11 protein-coding genes are annotated in these 17072 nt (G+C 59.4%); 7 read left to right on the top strand and 4 right to left on the bottom strand.

All coding sequences use genetic code 11. The features are described from left to right. Positions 1-33: 33 nt before the first annotated feature. A complete protein-coding gene (locus NCHOL11_RS10470; protein WP_097092252.1) occupies positions 34-2211 on the bottom strand; it encodes an outer membrane protein assembly factor BamB family protein in 2178 nt (725 codons plus the stop codon). Between the two features lie 349 nt (positions 2212-2560). Here NCHOL11_RS10470 and NCHOL11_RS10475 point away from each other — a divergent pair, with 349 nt between their 5' ends. The 4 genes from NCHOL11_RS10475 to NCHOL11_RS10490 all read left to right on the top strand — a co-directional run bounded on the left by NCHOL11_RS10475 (position 2561) and on the right by NCHOL11_RS10490 (position 8097). Beyond that, the gene (locus NCHOL11_RS10475; RefSeq protein WP_176502226.1) at positions 2561-3130 is read left to right on the top strand and encodes a TetR/AcrR family transcriptional regulator; all 570 of its coding nucleotides are present in this window, start codon (positions 2561-2563) and stop codon (positions 3128-3130) included. A gap of 133 nt (positions 3131-3263) precedes the next feature. Beyond that, positions 3264-3575: a hypothetical protein gene (locus NCHOL11_RS10480; RefSeq protein WP_097092254.1), complete on the top strand. Its 312-nt coding sequence runs from the start codon at positions 3264-3266 to the stop codon at positions 3573-3575. Positions 3576-3788: 213 nt separating this feature from the next. After that, entirely contained in the window at positions 3789-7142 is a 3354-nt protein-coding gene (locus NCHOL11_RS10485) for a glycosyl hydrolase (protein WP_255254769.1), read from the top strand. 37 nt (positions 7143-7179) lie between these two features. Then, on the top strand, positions 7180-8097 hold the full coding sequence (locus NCHOL11_RS10490) for a ThuA domain-containing protein (RefSeq protein ID WP_097092256.1): 918 nt from the start codon (positions 7180-7182) through the stop codon (positions 8095-8097). A gap of 19 nt (positions 8098-8116) precedes the next feature. On the opposite strand, the gene NCHOL11_RS18390 is transcribed toward NCHOL11_RS10490, so the two are convergent. The 3 genes from NCHOL11_RS18390 to NCHOL11_RS10500 are packed head-to-tail and all read right to left on the bottom strand — an operon-like array spanning position 8117 to position 15821. Beyond that, complete coding sequence (locus NCHOL11_RS18390) at positions 8117-8320, bottom strand: hypothetical protein (protein WP_141397848.1); 204 nt, start codon at positions 8318-8320, stop codon at positions 8117-8119. A gap of 6 nt (positions 8321-8326) precedes the next feature. Continuing rightward, positions 8327-10435 (bottom strand): response regulator, encoded by a 2109-nt coding sequence (locus NCHOL11_RS10495; protein WP_141397849.1) that lies wholly within the window; start codon positions 10433-10435, stop codon positions 8327-8329. A 1-nt stretch (position 10436) separates the two neighbouring features. Next, entirely contained in the window at positions 10437-15821 is a 5385-nt protein-coding gene (locus NCHOL11_RS10500; protein WP_255254770.1) for a HAMP domain-containing protein, read from the bottom strand. Between the two features lie 187 nt (positions 15822-16008). Between NCHOL11_RS10500 and NCHOL11_RS10505 the strand changes: the two genes are divergently transcribed. From NCHOL11_RS10505 to NCHOL11_RS10515, 3 genes are read left to right on the top strand one after another with little or no spacing between them, the layout of a single operon-like run. Then, positions 16009-16380, top strand: a complete 372-nt coding sequence (locus tag NCHOL11_RS10505; RefSeq protein WP_097092258.1) for a hypothetical protein — start codon at positions 16009-16011, stop codon at positions 16378-16380. After that, positions 16377-16658: a DUF5985 family protein gene (locus NCHOL11_RS18580; protein ID WP_097092259.1), complete on the top strand. Its 282-nt coding sequence runs from the start codon at positions 16377-16379 to the stop codon at positions 16656-16658. Before NCHOL11_RS10505 ends, NCHOL11_RS18580 begins: the two co-directional genes overlap by 4 nt. Further along, on the top strand, positions 16655-16915 hold the full coding sequence (locus tag NCHOL11_RS10515) for a DUF5985 family protein (protein ID WP_097092260.1): 261 nt from the start codon (positions 16655-16657) through the stop codon (positions 16913-16915). The genes NCHOL11_RS18580 and NCHOL11_RS10515 overlap by 4 nt, the downstream gene beginning before the upstream one ends. The last annotated feature ends 157 nt before the right edge of the window (positions 16916-17072 follow it).

The following is a 17072-nucleotide window of genomic DNA, read 5'->3' on the forward strand; positions in this document are numbered from 1 at the left end:
CATTTTCTGTTGGGTTTCATCTCTTCTCTCCGGCTATTTCTTAGGTAAAGCAAAGGCGACGATGCTGTTGCGCCCCTCCGTCATGACGGAACTCATCTTGGCTATTGCGGGGTCGTATGAACCGGCTGCCAGCGCGATGAACTGGCGCCCTCCTGATTTGTAGACAGCAGGCACGCCGCCCGGCACCGAGGGCAGGGGCGCTTGCCAGACCATGCGGCCGTCCACCATGCTCCATGCCCGCAGCTTACGATCCTGCGTCCCAGCGAACAGCAGATCGCCCGCCGTCGCGACGATGGTGCCGCGCGGGAAAAGCGCGCCTGAATTCTTGAGTCCGGGCAGTTCGCCGAAGGGAACCTGCCACAGCTTCCTGCCGCTGTTCATGTCATAAGCGGTAAGGGTGGACCATGGCGTCGCGTTCGCGGGAAACATCTTCTTGCTGAATAAGAAGTTGTAGCCGGTCTTGAGCTTGATCGGCCCGCTCTTCGCGGCTGCTGTCGACCCGTCCTGAACGTCCGGACCTGCAGCAGGTGGAGGCGCACTCGCCTTGCTCGCCTGCTCTCTGCTGAAGCCCAGGAAGAGCAACAGATCCTTCATCTCCTGCGGCTTCAGATTGAACGCGGGCATTACCGCGCGGCCTCGCGTGACGATTTCGCTCACCTGATACACCGTTCGACGCGCCGCGATCCCCGTCAGCGCCGGGATGGCAGGCGGTTGGCCAGCGCGTTTCTCGCCATGGCAGGACGAGCAGTTTTGCGCATAGACGGAGCCGCCGGGATCTTCGGCGCTCGCCCCCAGAAACATGGTGCGCGGCTTGTCAGAAGGCGGCTCCATCCGCAGAATCGCGGGAACATCCATCCCCACCACGAAAAAACGGCCGGTGCGCGGATCGACCGCGCCATTACCCCAATTAGTTCCACCCGAACTGCCCGGGATCTGCAATGTCCCCTGCCTGCTCGGCGGCGTGAATATCCCTTCGTTGCGTAGGCCCGCGATCACCGCCGCCACCTGCTTTCGCTCGGCCGCATCCAGATAAGGATTGAGGTCTGCTGCCGTCATATGCTGGCGCACGAACGGCTCGGGCGCCGTGGGGAACGGCTGCGTGGGAGAGGCCTCCTCCCCCGGAATGTCGCTTTTGGGAACCGGCCGCTCCTCAATTGGAAAGACAGGCCGCCCTGTACGCCGATCAAAGGTGTAGATAAACCCAGTCTTGCCAGCGACCGCGACCGCCTCGATCCGCTTTCCGCCACGATTGAGCGTCAGCAATTTGGGCGCTTGGGGCAGATCATAATCCCACAGGTCGTGATGCACGGTCTGGAAATGCCAAAGTTTTTTGCCCGTTCGGGCGTCTAGCGCAATCAACGAGTTGGCGTAGAGATTGCTGCCCTTACGATTGACGCCATAGAAATTATAATCGGCCGACGCGAGCGGTACGAAAAGGATACCGTTGGCAGTGTCGAGCGTCATTTCGCTCCAGTTGTTGACGCCGCCCACCTTGTTCCAGGCATCCTTGGGCCAGGTCTCATGGCCTGGCTCGCCAGGCTGTGGAATACTGTGGAAGGTCCAGCGCAGCTTACCGTTGCGGACGTCGAACGCGCGAATATAGCCAGGAGGGCCGTTCCATTCGTCGCCACCCGTCGTGCCGACGATGATGAGGTCATCGAAGATCCGCCCCGGCGATTGCGACTCAATCCGCTTGATAGTCGCTGGATCGCGCCCCAGACCCTGTTTGAGGTCGATCGAACCATTTTCGCCGAAGTCTGTCACCGGCTTTCCCGTCGCAGCGTTGATTGCGTAAAGACGATCATGCTGGTTGTAGAATAGCCTGCGCGGCTCCCCGCGCCCCCCGCTCCAGCTGCTCAGGCCGCGCATGCGCACGCCGTCGGCATCGACGCGCCAAAGCTCCCGCCCGGTCGCTGGATCCAGCGCCAATATGCCGCCGCTATAGGGCACGAACATACAGCCGCCGATGACCAAGGGATTGCCGTTGGACTGGCCATTGTTGGGTAACGGAACGCTCCATGCTAGCTGGAGCCGATGGACATTGGCGCTGTTAATATCATCAAGCGGTGAAAATTGCGCGGAATCGGGCCCGCCCAGATAATCGGACCAATCTCCGCCCGAATAGGGCACACCGGTTGCTCCGCACCCCCCGAGCAATGCCGCAACTATGGCGAGGCCGCTGATTGCAGCATAAGACTTTCGCCCGGACATCAAATATCCCCTCCAAAGGACTTTTCTCCCGCGCAAATTACGCTGCGGTCAGCGTCTAAACCCCCGTAACCTGCTACCTCCGAGACCATCGTACGCGGTAGCCAACATCGAGGAGCCGAAGAATAAAGTAGAGATATCTATATATATTATGGTTGGCAAGAGGTTGCATGAATTACCCGTCCATGACATTTCCTTCATGTGGAGATATGGAGCTGGTTTCGGCCCGGCAAACGTCCTTTGCCCGAAAGGCCGGTTCGAGAGGAAAAACGGTTTGCCAGAAGCTATGAAACAGGTGCGTACAATAGGACGGAGAGGACGCCCGTCGCGAGAGGGTGAGCGAGAGATCACCTTGGCTATCCTCGATGCGGCGCTCCAGCTTTTCCTGACTAACGGCTATGGCGCGACATCCATGAAGCGCATAGGCGAGGAAGCCGGCGTGGCTCCCAACACGCTATATGCGCGCTTTCCTGAAAAGGCGACGCTCTTCCGCGCGATCGTGGAATGGAAGACGGCTGTCTGGAAGGTTACCAATCCTCCTCGCTATGCAAAGCCCGGATCCCCGATATCCGAAGTCATCGAAGTTGCGATGAACGCTATGTTCGAAGCGATGGACCGCGAAGACGTAAGTGCGATGGGTCGCCTGCTGGCGCAGGAGACAGAACGTTTCCCGGAACTCGCCCAGATCTATAGTGAAACTGCAGCCCGGGTTGGTCAGGAGGGGCTTATAGAGTCCATGCGTGCTAGCAGCGATTGCGGTTTGTCCGAAAAGGAATTGTCAGACCTGGCCAATACCATGATGGAATGCGCATCGGGACACATGAATCGGCGGATGTTCAACGGGAATAGCGGCCAGGAGAGCCACAGGCGAGCGGCGAAGCGCATCGCCAAACTGCTGTCGTACGGAGCTGCACAGCGCTGAAAAAACCACGAGCGCACGGCGCGCAGGGCTAAAATGAACTGACCACTCTTGTTTATTTCGAAAACTGGCTCCATTCTGGCAGCAGCGCGCACGTCCCAAGATGGTGCCGCGCAGAAGCTAAGGAAATGCCTAAATGATCAAGTTCTTCACGCCGGCTCTTCTCAGCCTGGTGGCTGCAACTGCCGCTCAAGGCCAGCAGCCTGCAGCCACCACTGCAGCTACAGCGCAATATTCGACTGAAAAGACGGATGTCGGTGCATTGATCGGCAATCCCCAGACTAAAGCCATCGTGGACAAGCATATCCCGGGTTTCAGCAACAATCCGCAAATCGACATGGCGCGCGGCATGACCCTGCGCGCAATTCAGCCCTTTGCGGCCGATCAGGTTACCGACGCCGCCTTGAGCGCGATCGACAGCGAACTTTCCAAGCTACTCGCTAAGTAAAGACGTTCCGGCATTCAGTCAGAACATGCACCGGTCGGAGCGCACCTGGTGAGATGCTGGCCCGTGTATTTCGGGTGGGTGGGCGCGAGATCAGGCACCGGCTCGCGGCTGATTTAAAATGAATTGACTTCATTATTTTACCTTGCCGCCGCGAGCTCGTCATCTAGATGATCCCGACCGCACCGGGACTAGTATTGTCAGAGAGGAAAGATCATGAAGCGCGCTCTCAAACTTCTGCTGACGGCCAGTGTAGCGTTTGCAAGTATGCCCGGGCTGTCGCAGGACCTGTTACACGAAGGCTTCCAAAATCCTCCGCAGGAGGCCCGCCCCCGCGTATGGTGGCATTGGCTGAACGGGGCCATTTCAGAGCAAGGCATCAAGCAAGACCTCGATTGGCTGCACCGGTCGGGCATAGGCGGCGTGCAGATATTCTACGGAGCGATGCCCAATAATGACGGCGTCGTCACGCCGCCCGTCCGCTACATGTCGCCTGAATGGAAAACCGCCTTCCGCAGTGCCGTTGCGCAAGCCGCCGACAAAGGCATGGAAGTCACCATTCCCACCTCTGCCGGCTGGAGCGAAACCGGCGCGCCCTTCGTCAAAGCCGCAGATGGGATGAAGAAATTCGTCTGGACCGAAAGCGATGTGGTGGGGGGACGACGCTTTCAGGGCATTCTGCCACGCCCCTCCGACGCATCGGGGCCGATCGGGGGCATCGAATTTGGCGAAAACAGGCTGACGCATGGTGCGATCGGGCCCCAGCCGCCGCGCCTTTATGTCGATAGTCGCGTGATCGCCTATCATGTGCCGGCGACGGAACATGCGCTGCCCTTGCCCAAGGTCACGACTTCGAAAGGGGAGGTGCCCGCGGCCGGACTTTTCGACCGGCGATTGGTGAAGGCGATCGAGATCGACCGTCCCTCCAACAAGAATCCGGGCTGGGTCCGCTTCGATTATCCGAGGCCCGTCACCCTCCGATCGCTAACGGTGGTTCTGGAGCCCAAGAAGCCCGAAATTGCGGTTTCGACCGAAATTCCGGCTTGGCTGGAGGTCAGCGAGGACGGCGTCACCTTCCGCAAGGTGGCCGATATAACAGCGGGCTCCTTCACGCAAAATACGAACAGCTTCGCCCCCGTCACCGGCCGCATCTTCCGCGTGGTCCTGCAACCTGCGCCTGCCACGCTCCCCGCTTTGGACATGGCGCCCGGGGCGCTGCTGCAACCTGGTCTTGCCTTGTCTCCGCCCGGCAAGATGCTGACGATCTCGGAAATGGCCCTGAGTAGCGACGCCCGCATTGAACGGTTCGAGGAAAAGGCGGGATTCGCCTCGTTGCCGGATTATTATGCGGTTCCGACTCCTGCCGTGGGTCCGAGAGACGTCATCGATAGATTGAGCGTCATCGATTTGACCAGCCGGATGAAAGCTGATGGAACCCTGGACTGGACGCCGCCCAAGGGGCGCTGGCGCGTGGTCCGACTGGGCTATTCGCTGACCGGCCATATGAACGGCCCCACCACTGCCGAGGCGACGGGCCTGGAGGTCGATAAGCTGAGCGCCCCACGCGTACAAGCCTACATGAAGCGGTATCTCGATGAATATACCCGGACGCTCGGTCCCGATCTCGTCGGCAAGCGAGGCTTGCAGGCGACGCTCAACGACAGCATCGAGGCTGGATTTCAGAACTGGACCGACGACATATTGGACCAGTTCGCCAGAAGGCGGGGCTATGATCCCGCATCCTGGCTGCCGGTCCTTACCGGCCGCATTGTCGATAGCGCCGCCGCCAGCGATGCATTCCTATATGACTTCCGTCGCACCCTCATGGATTTGATGGCGGAGGCGCATTACGGTTCAGTCGCGCAGGTCGCCCATGCGCGCGGCTTGACGGCCTATGGCGAGGCATTGGAAGCGCCGAACCGTCCATCGTTGGGCGATGATCTGGCGATGCGGAGCCACGCTGACGTGCCGATGGGCGCGATGTGGATGTTCAAGCCCGGCAGGGGGCCGCAACCCGCCCACGCCGCCGACATAAAGGGCGCGGCTTCCGCCGCACATCTTTACGGGCGGACTTATGTCGGAGCGGAATCGATGTCGTCCATGTTCCAATATTGGGCGGCGAGCCCGCGCGAATTGAAGCATGTCGCCGACACCGAGTTCGCGCTGGGCGTGAATCGTTTTTCGATCCACAGCAGTGTTCATCAGCCCTTGATCGACAAAGCGCCCGGTCTCAGTTTGTGGCTGTTCGGCCAATATTTCAACCGCAACGAAAGCTGGGCGAAACAGGCGCGCCCATGGATCGACTATCTTGCTCGCACCTCCTGGATGCTCTCGCAAGGTCGCTACGCCGCGGACGTAGCTTATTTCTATGGCGAGGAAGCCCCGATCGTGACGCTCGCCGACCAGGGCCGCCTGAAGGATGCGCCCACTCGGTACGGCTATGACTTCATCAACGCGGACGCGCTGGCGGAGCTGACTTCCGTCAAGGACGGCACGATCGTCACGCCCTCCGGCATGCGCTATCGGATCTTGCAACTGGGCGGTGCGTCGCAACGCATAACCTTGCCGACCCTGCGCCGGATCGCCGAACTGGTGGAGGCAGGTGCGGTCGTCGTGGGGGACAAGCCGTTATCCTCACCCAGCCTGGCCGACGACATCGGGGCATTTAAGGTGCTGGCGGACAGGCTTTGGAGCGGTGGCCCGGAGACGCGCGTCGGCGCTGGCCGCGTCCTTTCGGCCATGCCGGTGGAGGCCGCTCTTGCCCGGATCGGGGTAACGCCCGACCAAGAAGTGCTTGGCCAAGCTGGAAACGCGTTGCGTTTCCTGCACCGGTTTCTGGATGAAGGTGACCTGTGGTTCGTCAGCAACCCCGAAGGGAATGCCTTCACGGGCGATGTGGCGTTCCGTGCTACCGGGCGTGCGCCCGAATTGTGGGATGCCGAAACCGGGACCAGCAGCCCCCTGTCCTACCGGACGGAAAACGGCCGCACCATCGTCTCGCTGCGTCTCGCCGGCAGCGGATCGGCGCTGATCGTGTTTCGCCAGCCCACCGACCAAACGACGCGCACCGTGACGCCACCTGCCGAACGCACGCTGGCGACGATTGATGGCCGCTGGTCGGTCACCTTCCAGCCCGGTCGTGGCGCGCCCGAAGGCGCCGTGAAGATGCCCGCAGGCTCCTGGACCGACAGCAAGGAGACGGGCATCCGCTATTTCTCGGGCGTGGCAACCTATTCCAGGACAGTCCGCGTCCCCCGTACGAAGGCGGGGAGCCGGACCATTCTGTCGCTCGGCGAGGTAAATGACCTGGCAGAATTGTGGGTCAACGGGACGCACGTGCGGACGCTGTGGCACGCACCCTATCGCGCCGACGTGACCGATGCGCTCAGGCGCGGCGGTAATCGTTTCGAAATCAAGGTGGCGAACCGCTGGGTGAACCGCCTGATCGGCGATGCGCAGCCTAGGGCAGCCAAGATCGGTTGGATTGTCGCGCCCGCCTATTCGGCCAAGGCTCCCCTTCTGCCATCCGGCTTGAATGGACCGGTCACTTTGATCGAAACGCACAATTGAGCAACACCTGACAGCAACGGAAACAGGGGGAAAGGTAATGAAGCGCGCGCTGAAATGGGCCATTGGATTAATCGTTGGGCTGTTCCTCGCCCTGATGCTGTTCGCCGTCATCGCGATCGGTCCGGCCAATTTCGGCCGCCTGGTCCTGGGCATCGGGCGCGATTATGATCATCAGCCGCCGGTCCTGCCAAAGACCCTCTCGGGAACGTCGATCCTGATTTTCTCCAAGACCAATGGCTATCGCGACGATCCCCAAATTAAGGCGGCGAATGCGGCGATAGAAGCGATTGCGCGCAAGCGGGGCTGGACCAGTTACACGACCGAGAACGCCGCCATCTTCAATCCCGAGCAGTTGAAACGCTTCAAGGTGGCGGTCTGGAATAGCGTCAGCGGCGACGTACTATCCCCCGAGCAACGCGAGGCGTTCAAGGGCTGGCTGGAGGCTGGCGGCGGCTTTGTCGCGCTGCATGGTTCGGGCGGGGACCTGGACTATGCCTGGAAATGGTATGTCAACGACCTGATCGGCGCGCAGTTCATCGGCCACACCATGGGTCCGCAGTTCCAGCGCGCGACGCTGATCGTCGAAGACCGGCAGCATCCCGCGACGCGGCACCTTCCTGAGCGCTGGTCGCGGACTGACGAATGGTATTCTTTCGCCTCCAGCCCGCGCGCCAAAGGCTATCACATTCTCGCGACCCTGGATGAAGGAAGCTACCGCCCGAAGATGAAATTCCTGCCTTTCACAAAGGCACGCGATCTGCAGATGGGCAAGGATCATCCGATGATCTGGACACATTGCCTCGGCAAAGGCCGAGCCTTCTACTCCGCACTGGGGCACCCGGCTTCCGCCTATACCGAACCGGAGCATCTGCGCATGATCGACGGTGCGATCGCGTGGGCTGCGGGACTGGAGGGGCCGTCCTGCGGAAAGTCCATAGCTGCTTCGGTTCGTTGATCCGCACTGGTCTAGATCGTCAGCCATTTCGACAGTTGCCGACCCATTGTCGCCATTCAACTGGTAATTCGTCGTTCTCAGGTCCCGTCGGTCCGCCTTTCCATTTGAGACGTTTTAATTCTGAAAACCAGAACGGCGATTTGCCACACCTTTGGAATTGTGCTGGCACGCGATAGGCGAAGTAGCCGGGCCGCTCATTTGAGAGGGTCAGAAACTCGCCCATATAGCTCTACCATTCACCCGGCCTCGTCAATGGATTCACCTCCCTTATCTTCGAACAGCTGTACAATGCTGCGTGAAGTTTCTCGGGTGTGAAAGGCTTTTCCAAAATAGCGACGTCCAGGCCGTCCTGAAGCAGCTCTCGTGCATCTGCATAGCCGGTGATAATCATCGCAGCCAGTTCGGGAAGAATGCGCCGCACCTGCTTCACTAGCTGTGTTCCAGAGATTTTGGGCATCGCATAATCAGTGACGAGTATATCAAACTGGCCTATATCGCTGCGGATCATGTCCAAGGCAGACAATCCGTCTGCCACATCAGTCACCCGATGGCCCATATCCTCCAGCAGGGCCGCCGTTGTCGCACGCACAGCGTCATGATCATCGACCAGCAATATGCGCAGGGCCGTTTGCGGGCTACTTAGATCATCGTTAGACAGAAGGTTCAGTTCTGGCGCTCGCTCCAGCTGCGCCTCAGGCAACCAGATCTCAACGCAGGTGCCGGCGCCGAATTGACTGTTCACCCGTACAGTGCCGCCGGATTGTTGTGCAAAGCCGTATACCATGCTGAGGCCCAACCCGGTTCCCTTCCCCACCGCCTTCGTGGTGAAGAACGGCTCCATTACCTGATCCAGCAAATGTGGCGCTATTCCGCAGCCGGTGTCGGTGACGGTAAAAGTGACGTACCTTCCGGCTGACAGGTCGCTCAGATCTTCATTTTCGATCACTTCCGCATTCCGGGCGCCGACCGTGATGATGCCGCCGTCGGGCATTGCATCACGGGCGTTGATGATCAGGTTCATCAGCGCCAATTCAAGCTGCGCGGCATCGGCGAACACATCAGCGGTGCCGTCCTGCACGTCCCATCTGAGTTCGACCAGGCCGCCCAAGGTATGATCGAGCAAGCTTGTCACGGATGTGGCAAGCTGATTGACGTCGATCACACCTGGCGCCAGCTTCTGGCGACGGGCAAAAGCGAGCAGATGCTTCACCAACTCTGCACCCTGTTCGGCAGCGTGACGCATCATGTTGATGATGCTCTTCTGCTTTTCGTCTAGCGCCACCCGCCTCTCGATCATTCCCAGACCGCCAAGCACCGCCGCCAGAAGATTGTTGAAGTCGTGCGCAATGCCGCCGGTCAACTGGCCGATGGCATCCATCTTACGGACCTGATTCAGCTGGACCTCCAAGTCCTTCCGTTCGGTGACATCAAAAAGCGTACCCGCATATTCAACAGGATTGCCGGAGGAGTCTCGAAGCAATACTGCCTGATCTATAAAGTGCCTGTACTGCCCATCGGCACACTGCCAGCGATATTCGACCGACATGGATCGCTCGGTGGGACGCTGTGCAACCGCTTCCAGAACGCGCTCGCGATCTTCCGGGTGGAGCCGGTCGACCCAAATAGACGGGGAATGCTGAATTTCTTCAAAGTTGAAGCCCGTCACCGCCTTGAAATTGCCACTGACGAACTTGGGCATGCGCGGACTGACGTGGAGCTCCTCCAGATAGAGGATGATCGGCAGGGACTGAAGGATGGCTGCCTGGCGCTGCCCGATCAGGCGCAGTTCCTTTTCGGCGCGCAGCCGCTCAAGATTGGCTTGCAAGGCTGCGTCGAGCAGTGCCTGCTCCTTGCGGGCCTTGCGTTGCACTTCCTTATTCATGGTGAACAGGTCCACGAACACGGCAACCTTCGAGCGTAGCACGACGGGCTCGACGGGCTTGAACACATAGTCAACGGCACCGAGCGTATAGCCACGCAAGAGGTGCTCATTTTCCTTGTTCACGGCTGACAGGAAAACGATGGGCACTCGCTTAGTCTGCTCTCGCGACCGGATCATCTGGGCGGTCTCATACCCGTCCATTCCCGGCATGAACACGTCGAGTAGGATGACTGCAAAGTCACCCTTAAGAAGGTGGCGCAATGCTTCTTCGCCCGACTTTGCGACCACGACCTCTGCCAGATCCTCCAACACATGGGTGATCGCGAGCAGATTGCGTTCATCATCGTCCACCACCAGCACGCGCGCCAATTCGGAGCCCGGCCCTTGCACCTTGTCGCCTGCCTCGGCCGCTGCGGACGCGATGGCAAAGTTTTCCTGCATGGAAGTAATCGTCACCTTAATTGCGCTCCGCCGCCACCAGCGGGATGATATTATCCTCCTCCCGGGCCCGCGAAATCCACACTCTCAGCAGCGCGAGCAGCAAATCGATGTCGACCGGCTTGGCGATATAGTCCGAGGCTCCAGCGTCCAGGCATTTCTGCCGGTCCCCCTTCATCGCCTTGGCCGTCACCGCGATCAGGGGCAGCGCCGCAAGTTCGGCGCGCTTCCTGATCTGCTGCATCGTTTCATAGCCATCCATTTCGGGCATCATGATGTCGATGAGGGCGATATCGATACCGGGCGTCTGCTCCAGTATCAGGATACCGTCTCTGCCGCGTTCGGCATGTACAACCTCCACACCATAGCTCTCTAGAACGCTGGTGAGCGAGTAGATGTTGCGGATGTCGTCATCGACGATCAACACCTTCGCGCCTTGGAGCTCCGGTACTCCCCGCACGAGTTTCTGCTCTTCCAGCCTCCCTCGCGCATCCACTCCGACACTCACAGGCGCGCTCCTCATCGCAGCAGCCAGCTTCTTGAACACTTTCGCCAATTGCGCCCTTTCGGCAGGCTTCTCCGTGACACCGAATGCGCCAAGGTCGAGGGCGCGCGCCACTTTTTCTGCGCCCGAAATCACGTGCACGGGTACATGCATGGATTCAGGATCATGTTTGAGGAGGTCGAGTAACACGAAGCCGTCAATGTCCGACAATCCGAGGTCCAGCGTGATGGCGCTGGGCTGAAGTTTGCGTACCATTGCGAGTGTACCGGCACCCGCGGCGGACACGACCGCCTTCAGACCTACCGATCTGGCAATGTCGAGCAGGATGGATGCGAAGGTGGCATCGTCCTCTACGATGAGCACAAAAGGCTCGCCATTCAGATGATCGCGATCGTCTGTCAGTTCAAAAGAAGATGGCAGCGCGGACGGTACCAATGCCCCGCTATTGTCATAGCGCGGCTGGGTTGCCTGTTGCGGCAAGTCTACAGGGGCGACTGCCTCAAACGGAAGGAACAAGGTGAAGGTCGAGCCGTCGCCCGGTGTCGAGCGAACTTGCAGCTCTCCGCCCAAAAGACGTGCAATTTCGCGGCTGATGGAAAGTCCTAGACCCGTGCCGCCATATTTCCGGCTCGTCGTGCCATCTGCCTGCTGGAAGGCTTCGAAGATCAGTTTCTGCTTGTTCTCTGGAATGCCAATACCTGTGTCGGTAACCGCGATTTCAATCGCCTTATCGACCGCGCGCAACACGGGATGGTTCGAGCTCCACCCTTTGGTGGCGGACCGGACCGCGAGGGTGACGTTGCCAACCGAAGTGAACTTGAACGCGTTGGAAAGCAGGTTGAGTACGATCTGCTGAAGCCGCTTCTCGTCCGTGCGGATCGTCGTTGGCAGATCGGAGTCGAATTTAACGTTGAAATCAAGGTTCTTGTCCGCAGCAAGCTGCCGGAAGGTTCGCTCCATGTGCTGGCGGAGCGTCTGCATCGGCATCTCGCCCACTTCGATTGACACGGTGCCAGATTCGATTTTGGAGAGGTCAAGAATGTCGTTGATGAGGTTCAGCAGGTCAGAGCCGGCGGAGTTAATGGTGCGGGCGAACTCCACCTGTTTTTCGTTCAAGTTGCCCTGAGGATTGTCCGACAACAACTTTGACAAAATCAGGAGAGAGTTCAGCGGTGTCCGCAGCTCGTGCGACATGTTAGCCAAGAATTCGGACTTGTATTTGGAAGTGAGCGCCAGCTGCTCGGCCTTCTCTTCCAGAGCCCTTCTGGCCATTTCGATTTCGAGATTCTTCCCCTCCACCTGCTTCTTTTCATTTTCCAGGAGCTGCGCCTTTTCCTGAAGCTCCTCGTTCGTGTTGTGCAATTCCTCCTGCTTGGTGGTCAATTCTGTCTGGCGAGCCTGGAGCTCCTGCGTCAGCAACTGCGATTGCTTGAGCAGGCCTTCAGTTCGCATCGTCGCCGCGATCGTATTAAGCACGATGCCCACAGACTCCATCAGCTGATCGAGAAAGCTCTGATGGGTCTCGTTGAATTCCGCGAAAGAAGCCAGCTCAATCACGGCTTTCACCTCATCCTCGAACAGTGCAGGGAGGATTGCGACGTTCGCGGGTGTCGCATGCCCCAAGCCTGATCCTATGCGCAGGAAGTCGGATGGAACTTGTTCGAGCAAAATCGGCCGCTTGTCTGCCGCCGCTTGGCCCACCAGGCCCTCTCGCAGCATGAATTTCGATTTCAGTTCGTCCTTGCTCTCCGCACCATAGCTTGAGGCGAGTTCAAGAACGGTCTCGTCTCCTTCCCGCGTGCTTACATAGAAGACCCCATATTGGGCGTTCACCAGCGGCGCGAGCTCGGACATGATGAGATTGGAGACGGTCGTCAGGTCGCGTTCGCCCTGCAGCATGCGACTGAAACGGGCGAGGTTCGTCTTGAGCCAATCCTGCTCGGCATTTTTGAGCGTCTGGTCCTTCAGGTTCCGAATCATCTCGTTGATATTGTCTTTGAGCGCCGCCATCTCGCCCGACGCCTCCACGGCGATCGATCGGGTGAGATCGCCCTTGGTAACAGCGGTCGCCACGTCAGCGATCGAGCGCACCTGATTGGTGAGGTTGGCGGCGAGCTGGTTCACATTGTCTGTCAGGTCGCGCCACAGGCCTGCTGCGCCCGGCACGCGCGCCTGTCCGCCCAGCTTGCCCTCGATCCCCACTTCGCGCGCCATGTTGGTCACCTGATCCGCGAAGGTGGCGAGCGTTTCGATCATAAAGTTGATCGTTTCTGCCAGCGCCGCGATTTCACCCTTGGCATCGACGGTGAGCTTACGCTTCAGATTGCCCTGAGCCACTGCGGTCACGACGTCGGCGATGCCGCGTACCTGATTGGTGAGATTGGTCGCCATCAGGTTGACGTTGTCGGTCAAATCCTTCCAGGTTCCGCCCACGCCGGGCACCTGCGCCTGACCGCCAAGCTTTCCTTCGGTGCCGACCTCGCGCGCCACGCGCGTAACCTCTGATGCGAACCCGTTCAGCTGGTCCACCATGACGTTGATGGTGTTCTTGAGCTCCAGGATTTCGCCCTTCACATCGACGGTGATTTTCTTGGATAGATCGCCGCGTGCCACGGCAGTAGTCACATCTGCGATATTACGGACCTGACCGGTAAGATTTGCCGCCATGAGGTTGACATTGTCGGTAAGGTCCGCCCATGTGCCGGCGACACCACGCACTTGGGCCTGACCACCCAGTTTGCCCTCGGTTCCCACCTCACGCGCCACGCGCGTCACTTCCGAAGCGAAGGAGTTGAGCTGATCGACCATGGTGTTGATGGTGTTCTTCAGCTCCAGAATCTCGCCCTTCACGTCCACGGTGATCTTCTTGGATAGGTCCCCCAGCGCCACGGCGGTTGTCACTTCGGCGATGTTGCGCACCTGACCGGTCAGGTTCGCCGCCATCGCGTTCACATTGTCGGTCAGGTCCTTCCACGTGCCGCCCACGCCAGGAACCTGCGCCTGCCCCCCCAGCTTGCCTTCCGACCCGACCTCGCGCGCCACGCGGGTTACTTCGGACGCAAAGCCGTTTAGCTGGTCCACCATCACGTTGATGGTATTTTTGAGCTCGAGGATTTCGCCCTTCACGTCCACGGTGATCTTCTTGGAAAGGTCGCCCTTCGCCACGGCCGTCGTCACCTCGGCGATGTTGCGCACCTGCCCCGTGAGATTGCCCGCCATCAGGTTGACGTTGTCGGTCAGGTCCTTCCAGGTCCCCGCGACGCCCTCAACCTGCGCCTGCCCGCCAAGCTTGCCGTCCGAACCCACTTCGCGCGCCACCCGGGTCACTTCGGAGGCGAACCCGTTCAGCTGGTCCACCATGGTGTTGATGGTGTTTTTGAGCTCCAGGATCTCGCCCTTCACCTCAACCGTGATCTTCTTGGAAAGGTCGCCCTTCGCCACGGCGGTTGTCACGTCCGCGATGTTGCGCACCTGCCCGGTCAGGTTCGCCGCCATCAAATTTACATTGTCTGTCAAATCCTTCCAGGTCCCGGCGACCCCTGGCACCTGCGCCTGGCCCCCGAGCTTGCCTTCGGTGCCAACCTCACGCGCCACACGCGTCACTTCGGACGCAAAGCCGTTCAGCTGGTCCACCATGACGTTGATGGTGTTCTTTAACTCCAGAATTTCGCCCTTTACGTCCACCGTGATCTTTTTGGACAAGTCGCCCGAAGCCACCGCCGTCGTCACCTCGGCAATGTTGCGCACCTGACCGGTAAGATTGTCGGCCATCAAGTTCACATTGTCGGTGAGGTCCTTCCAGGTACCCGCAACGCCCGGCACCTGCGCCTGGCCGCCAAGCTTGCCTTCCGTGCCGACCTCGCGCGCCACGCGAGTCACTTCCGATGCGAACCCGTTCAGCTGATCCACCATGACGTTGATGGTGTTCTTCAGCTCCAGAATCTCGCCCTTCACGTCCACCGTGATTTTCTTGGATAAGTCACCGGATGCCACCGCAGTCGTCACCTCAGCGATATTACGCACCTGACCGGTAAGATTGTCGGCCATCAGATTGACGTTGTCGGTGAGATCCTTCCAGGTGCCCGCGACGCCTTCCACCCGCGCTTGGCCCCCTAGCTTGCCTTCCGTACCCACCTCACGCGCCACACGTGTCACTTCGGAAGCAAAGGAGTTCAGCTGGTCCACCATGGTGTTAATGGTGTTCTTGAGCTCCAGGATCTCGCCCTTAACCTCCACCGTGATCTTCTTGGACAAATCACCCGACGCCACCGCCGTCGTCACCTCGGCGATATTGCGCACCTGTCCGGTCAAGTTGGTGGCCATGGCGTTCACATTGTCAGTGAGGTCCTTCCAAGTGCCCGCGACGCCCTTCACCGTGGCCTGACCGCCAAGCTTCCCTTCAGTACCGACCTCACGAGCAACACGCGTAACCTCCGAAGTGAAGGAGGCGAGCTGTTCGACCATGGTGTTCACCACCTTGCCGATACGCAAAAATTCGCCGCGCAGCGGGCGTCCATCAATCTCGACCGTCATCGACTGGGACAGGTCGCCCTTTGCCACCGCCCCGATGACCCGCGCCACCTCTGCCGTGGGCTGGACCATGTCCTCAATCAGTTCATTTACCGCCAGCAGCTTTGTTTCCCATCCGCCGGTTGCCCCACGAACATGACCGCGCTGCGTGATTTTGCCCTCTTTGCCAACGACCCGGGACAATCGGTCGAACTCGTTGGTTATTTCTTCCTCAAGTGTAACGACCTCATTGAACAAGGTCGCAATCTCCCGGTCGGGTCCGTGGACATCCTCTGGCAGGCGAACTGAGAAATCACCCCGGCGGAAACTTCGCAGGGCGGCAACGATTTCACGACGGTCAAGGGCACCGCGGGGCGATTCTGCGTTCACCAAGCACTCCTGCATCTCCATCGAACGTGGAGATATGATTAGGCCCCCCGACCTGCGCTTCTGATAGCAGCGACGAACCGTTACGAGAAGTGGACAAAAACGGCGCAAATTCAATTGCAACACAGGTCAGAGCAGCTAGAAGGCACGCGCATTCGGGGGAAAATCGCAGTGGGAGACGGCAAACGGCATGCCCAGCCGGCAAGAAACCTCGGCCTTCATCCGCTCAGCCTTTCGCTCGGTCTGGTCGCTCGAACTGATGTGCGTTCTGCGGAAAGACCCGGAGCGCCCGTGGAGCCAACCAGAGCTTGTTGCAGCCATGCGCAGCAGTGATTTGGTCGTTCAGCAAAGTGTAGACCTGCTTCTCACGGCCGGCTTGGTGGTGACCGATTCGGCCGGCTCTGTTCGGTATCAGCCTGCCAACGAGGCTACAGAGCGCATGGCGGCAGCTGCAGAAGCGCTGTACATCCAACGCCCTGACGCCGTTCGAAGGATGATCGTGGCGCCGGCCTCGTCTGCCCGTCTGTTCGCGGACGCATTTCGACTTCGGAGGGAAGAATGACTGGAGCCATTTTCCCCTCGATTGTGTACGCGCTATGCTTTGCGACAAGTTCGGCTTGCGCCTATCTGCTTTGGCGCAGCCACGCGGCAAGTGGCTCACGGCTGCTCTTCTGGAGCACCGCATGCTTCACTCTACTGGCGCTCAATAATCTCTTCCTCGTTATCGATCTGGCACTTATCCCATCCGCCGACCTCCAGCTTGTGCGTCTGCTACTCTCGCTTTGCGCCGTCGGAGCGCTCCTCTTCGGATTCATATGGGAGAGCGAGGAGGATATATGACCTTGCCAGCTTTTCTTTCCGGGGCCGTTTCGTTCGGATTTTTGCTTATCTCGCTGTTTTTCTTGCGCTTCTGGAGAGAAACCCGGGATCCTTTGTTCGTTACGTTCGCAGTTTCGTTTTTGCTGCTTGGGGCCGGCCAAATCTTCCTTGCGCTTGGCGGCATACCCGATGAACAGAGGAGCTTCGTGTACCTTGTACGGTTCGCCGCCTTCCTGCTGATCATCCGAGCTGTCGTGGCCAAGAACCGCGCGACTTAGACGTGGATCGGCGACCGCTTCCCGCAGGTCGAGCACCCTCATCTGGCAGGGGACACCGAAATCGTGAGGGGCTAGGAGGGTACGCTTTCAACGGCATAGGGGCGCTAACGGCTGCTAAGATTCCTTACGCTGAGCGTCCGGAATCGACGCTGCGATG

This window comes from Novosphingobium sp. Chol11 (genome assembly GCF_900218065.1).
Lineage (GTDB): Bacteria > Pseudomonadota > Alphaproteobacteria > Sphingomonadales > Sphingomonadaceae > Sphingobium > Sphingobium agri.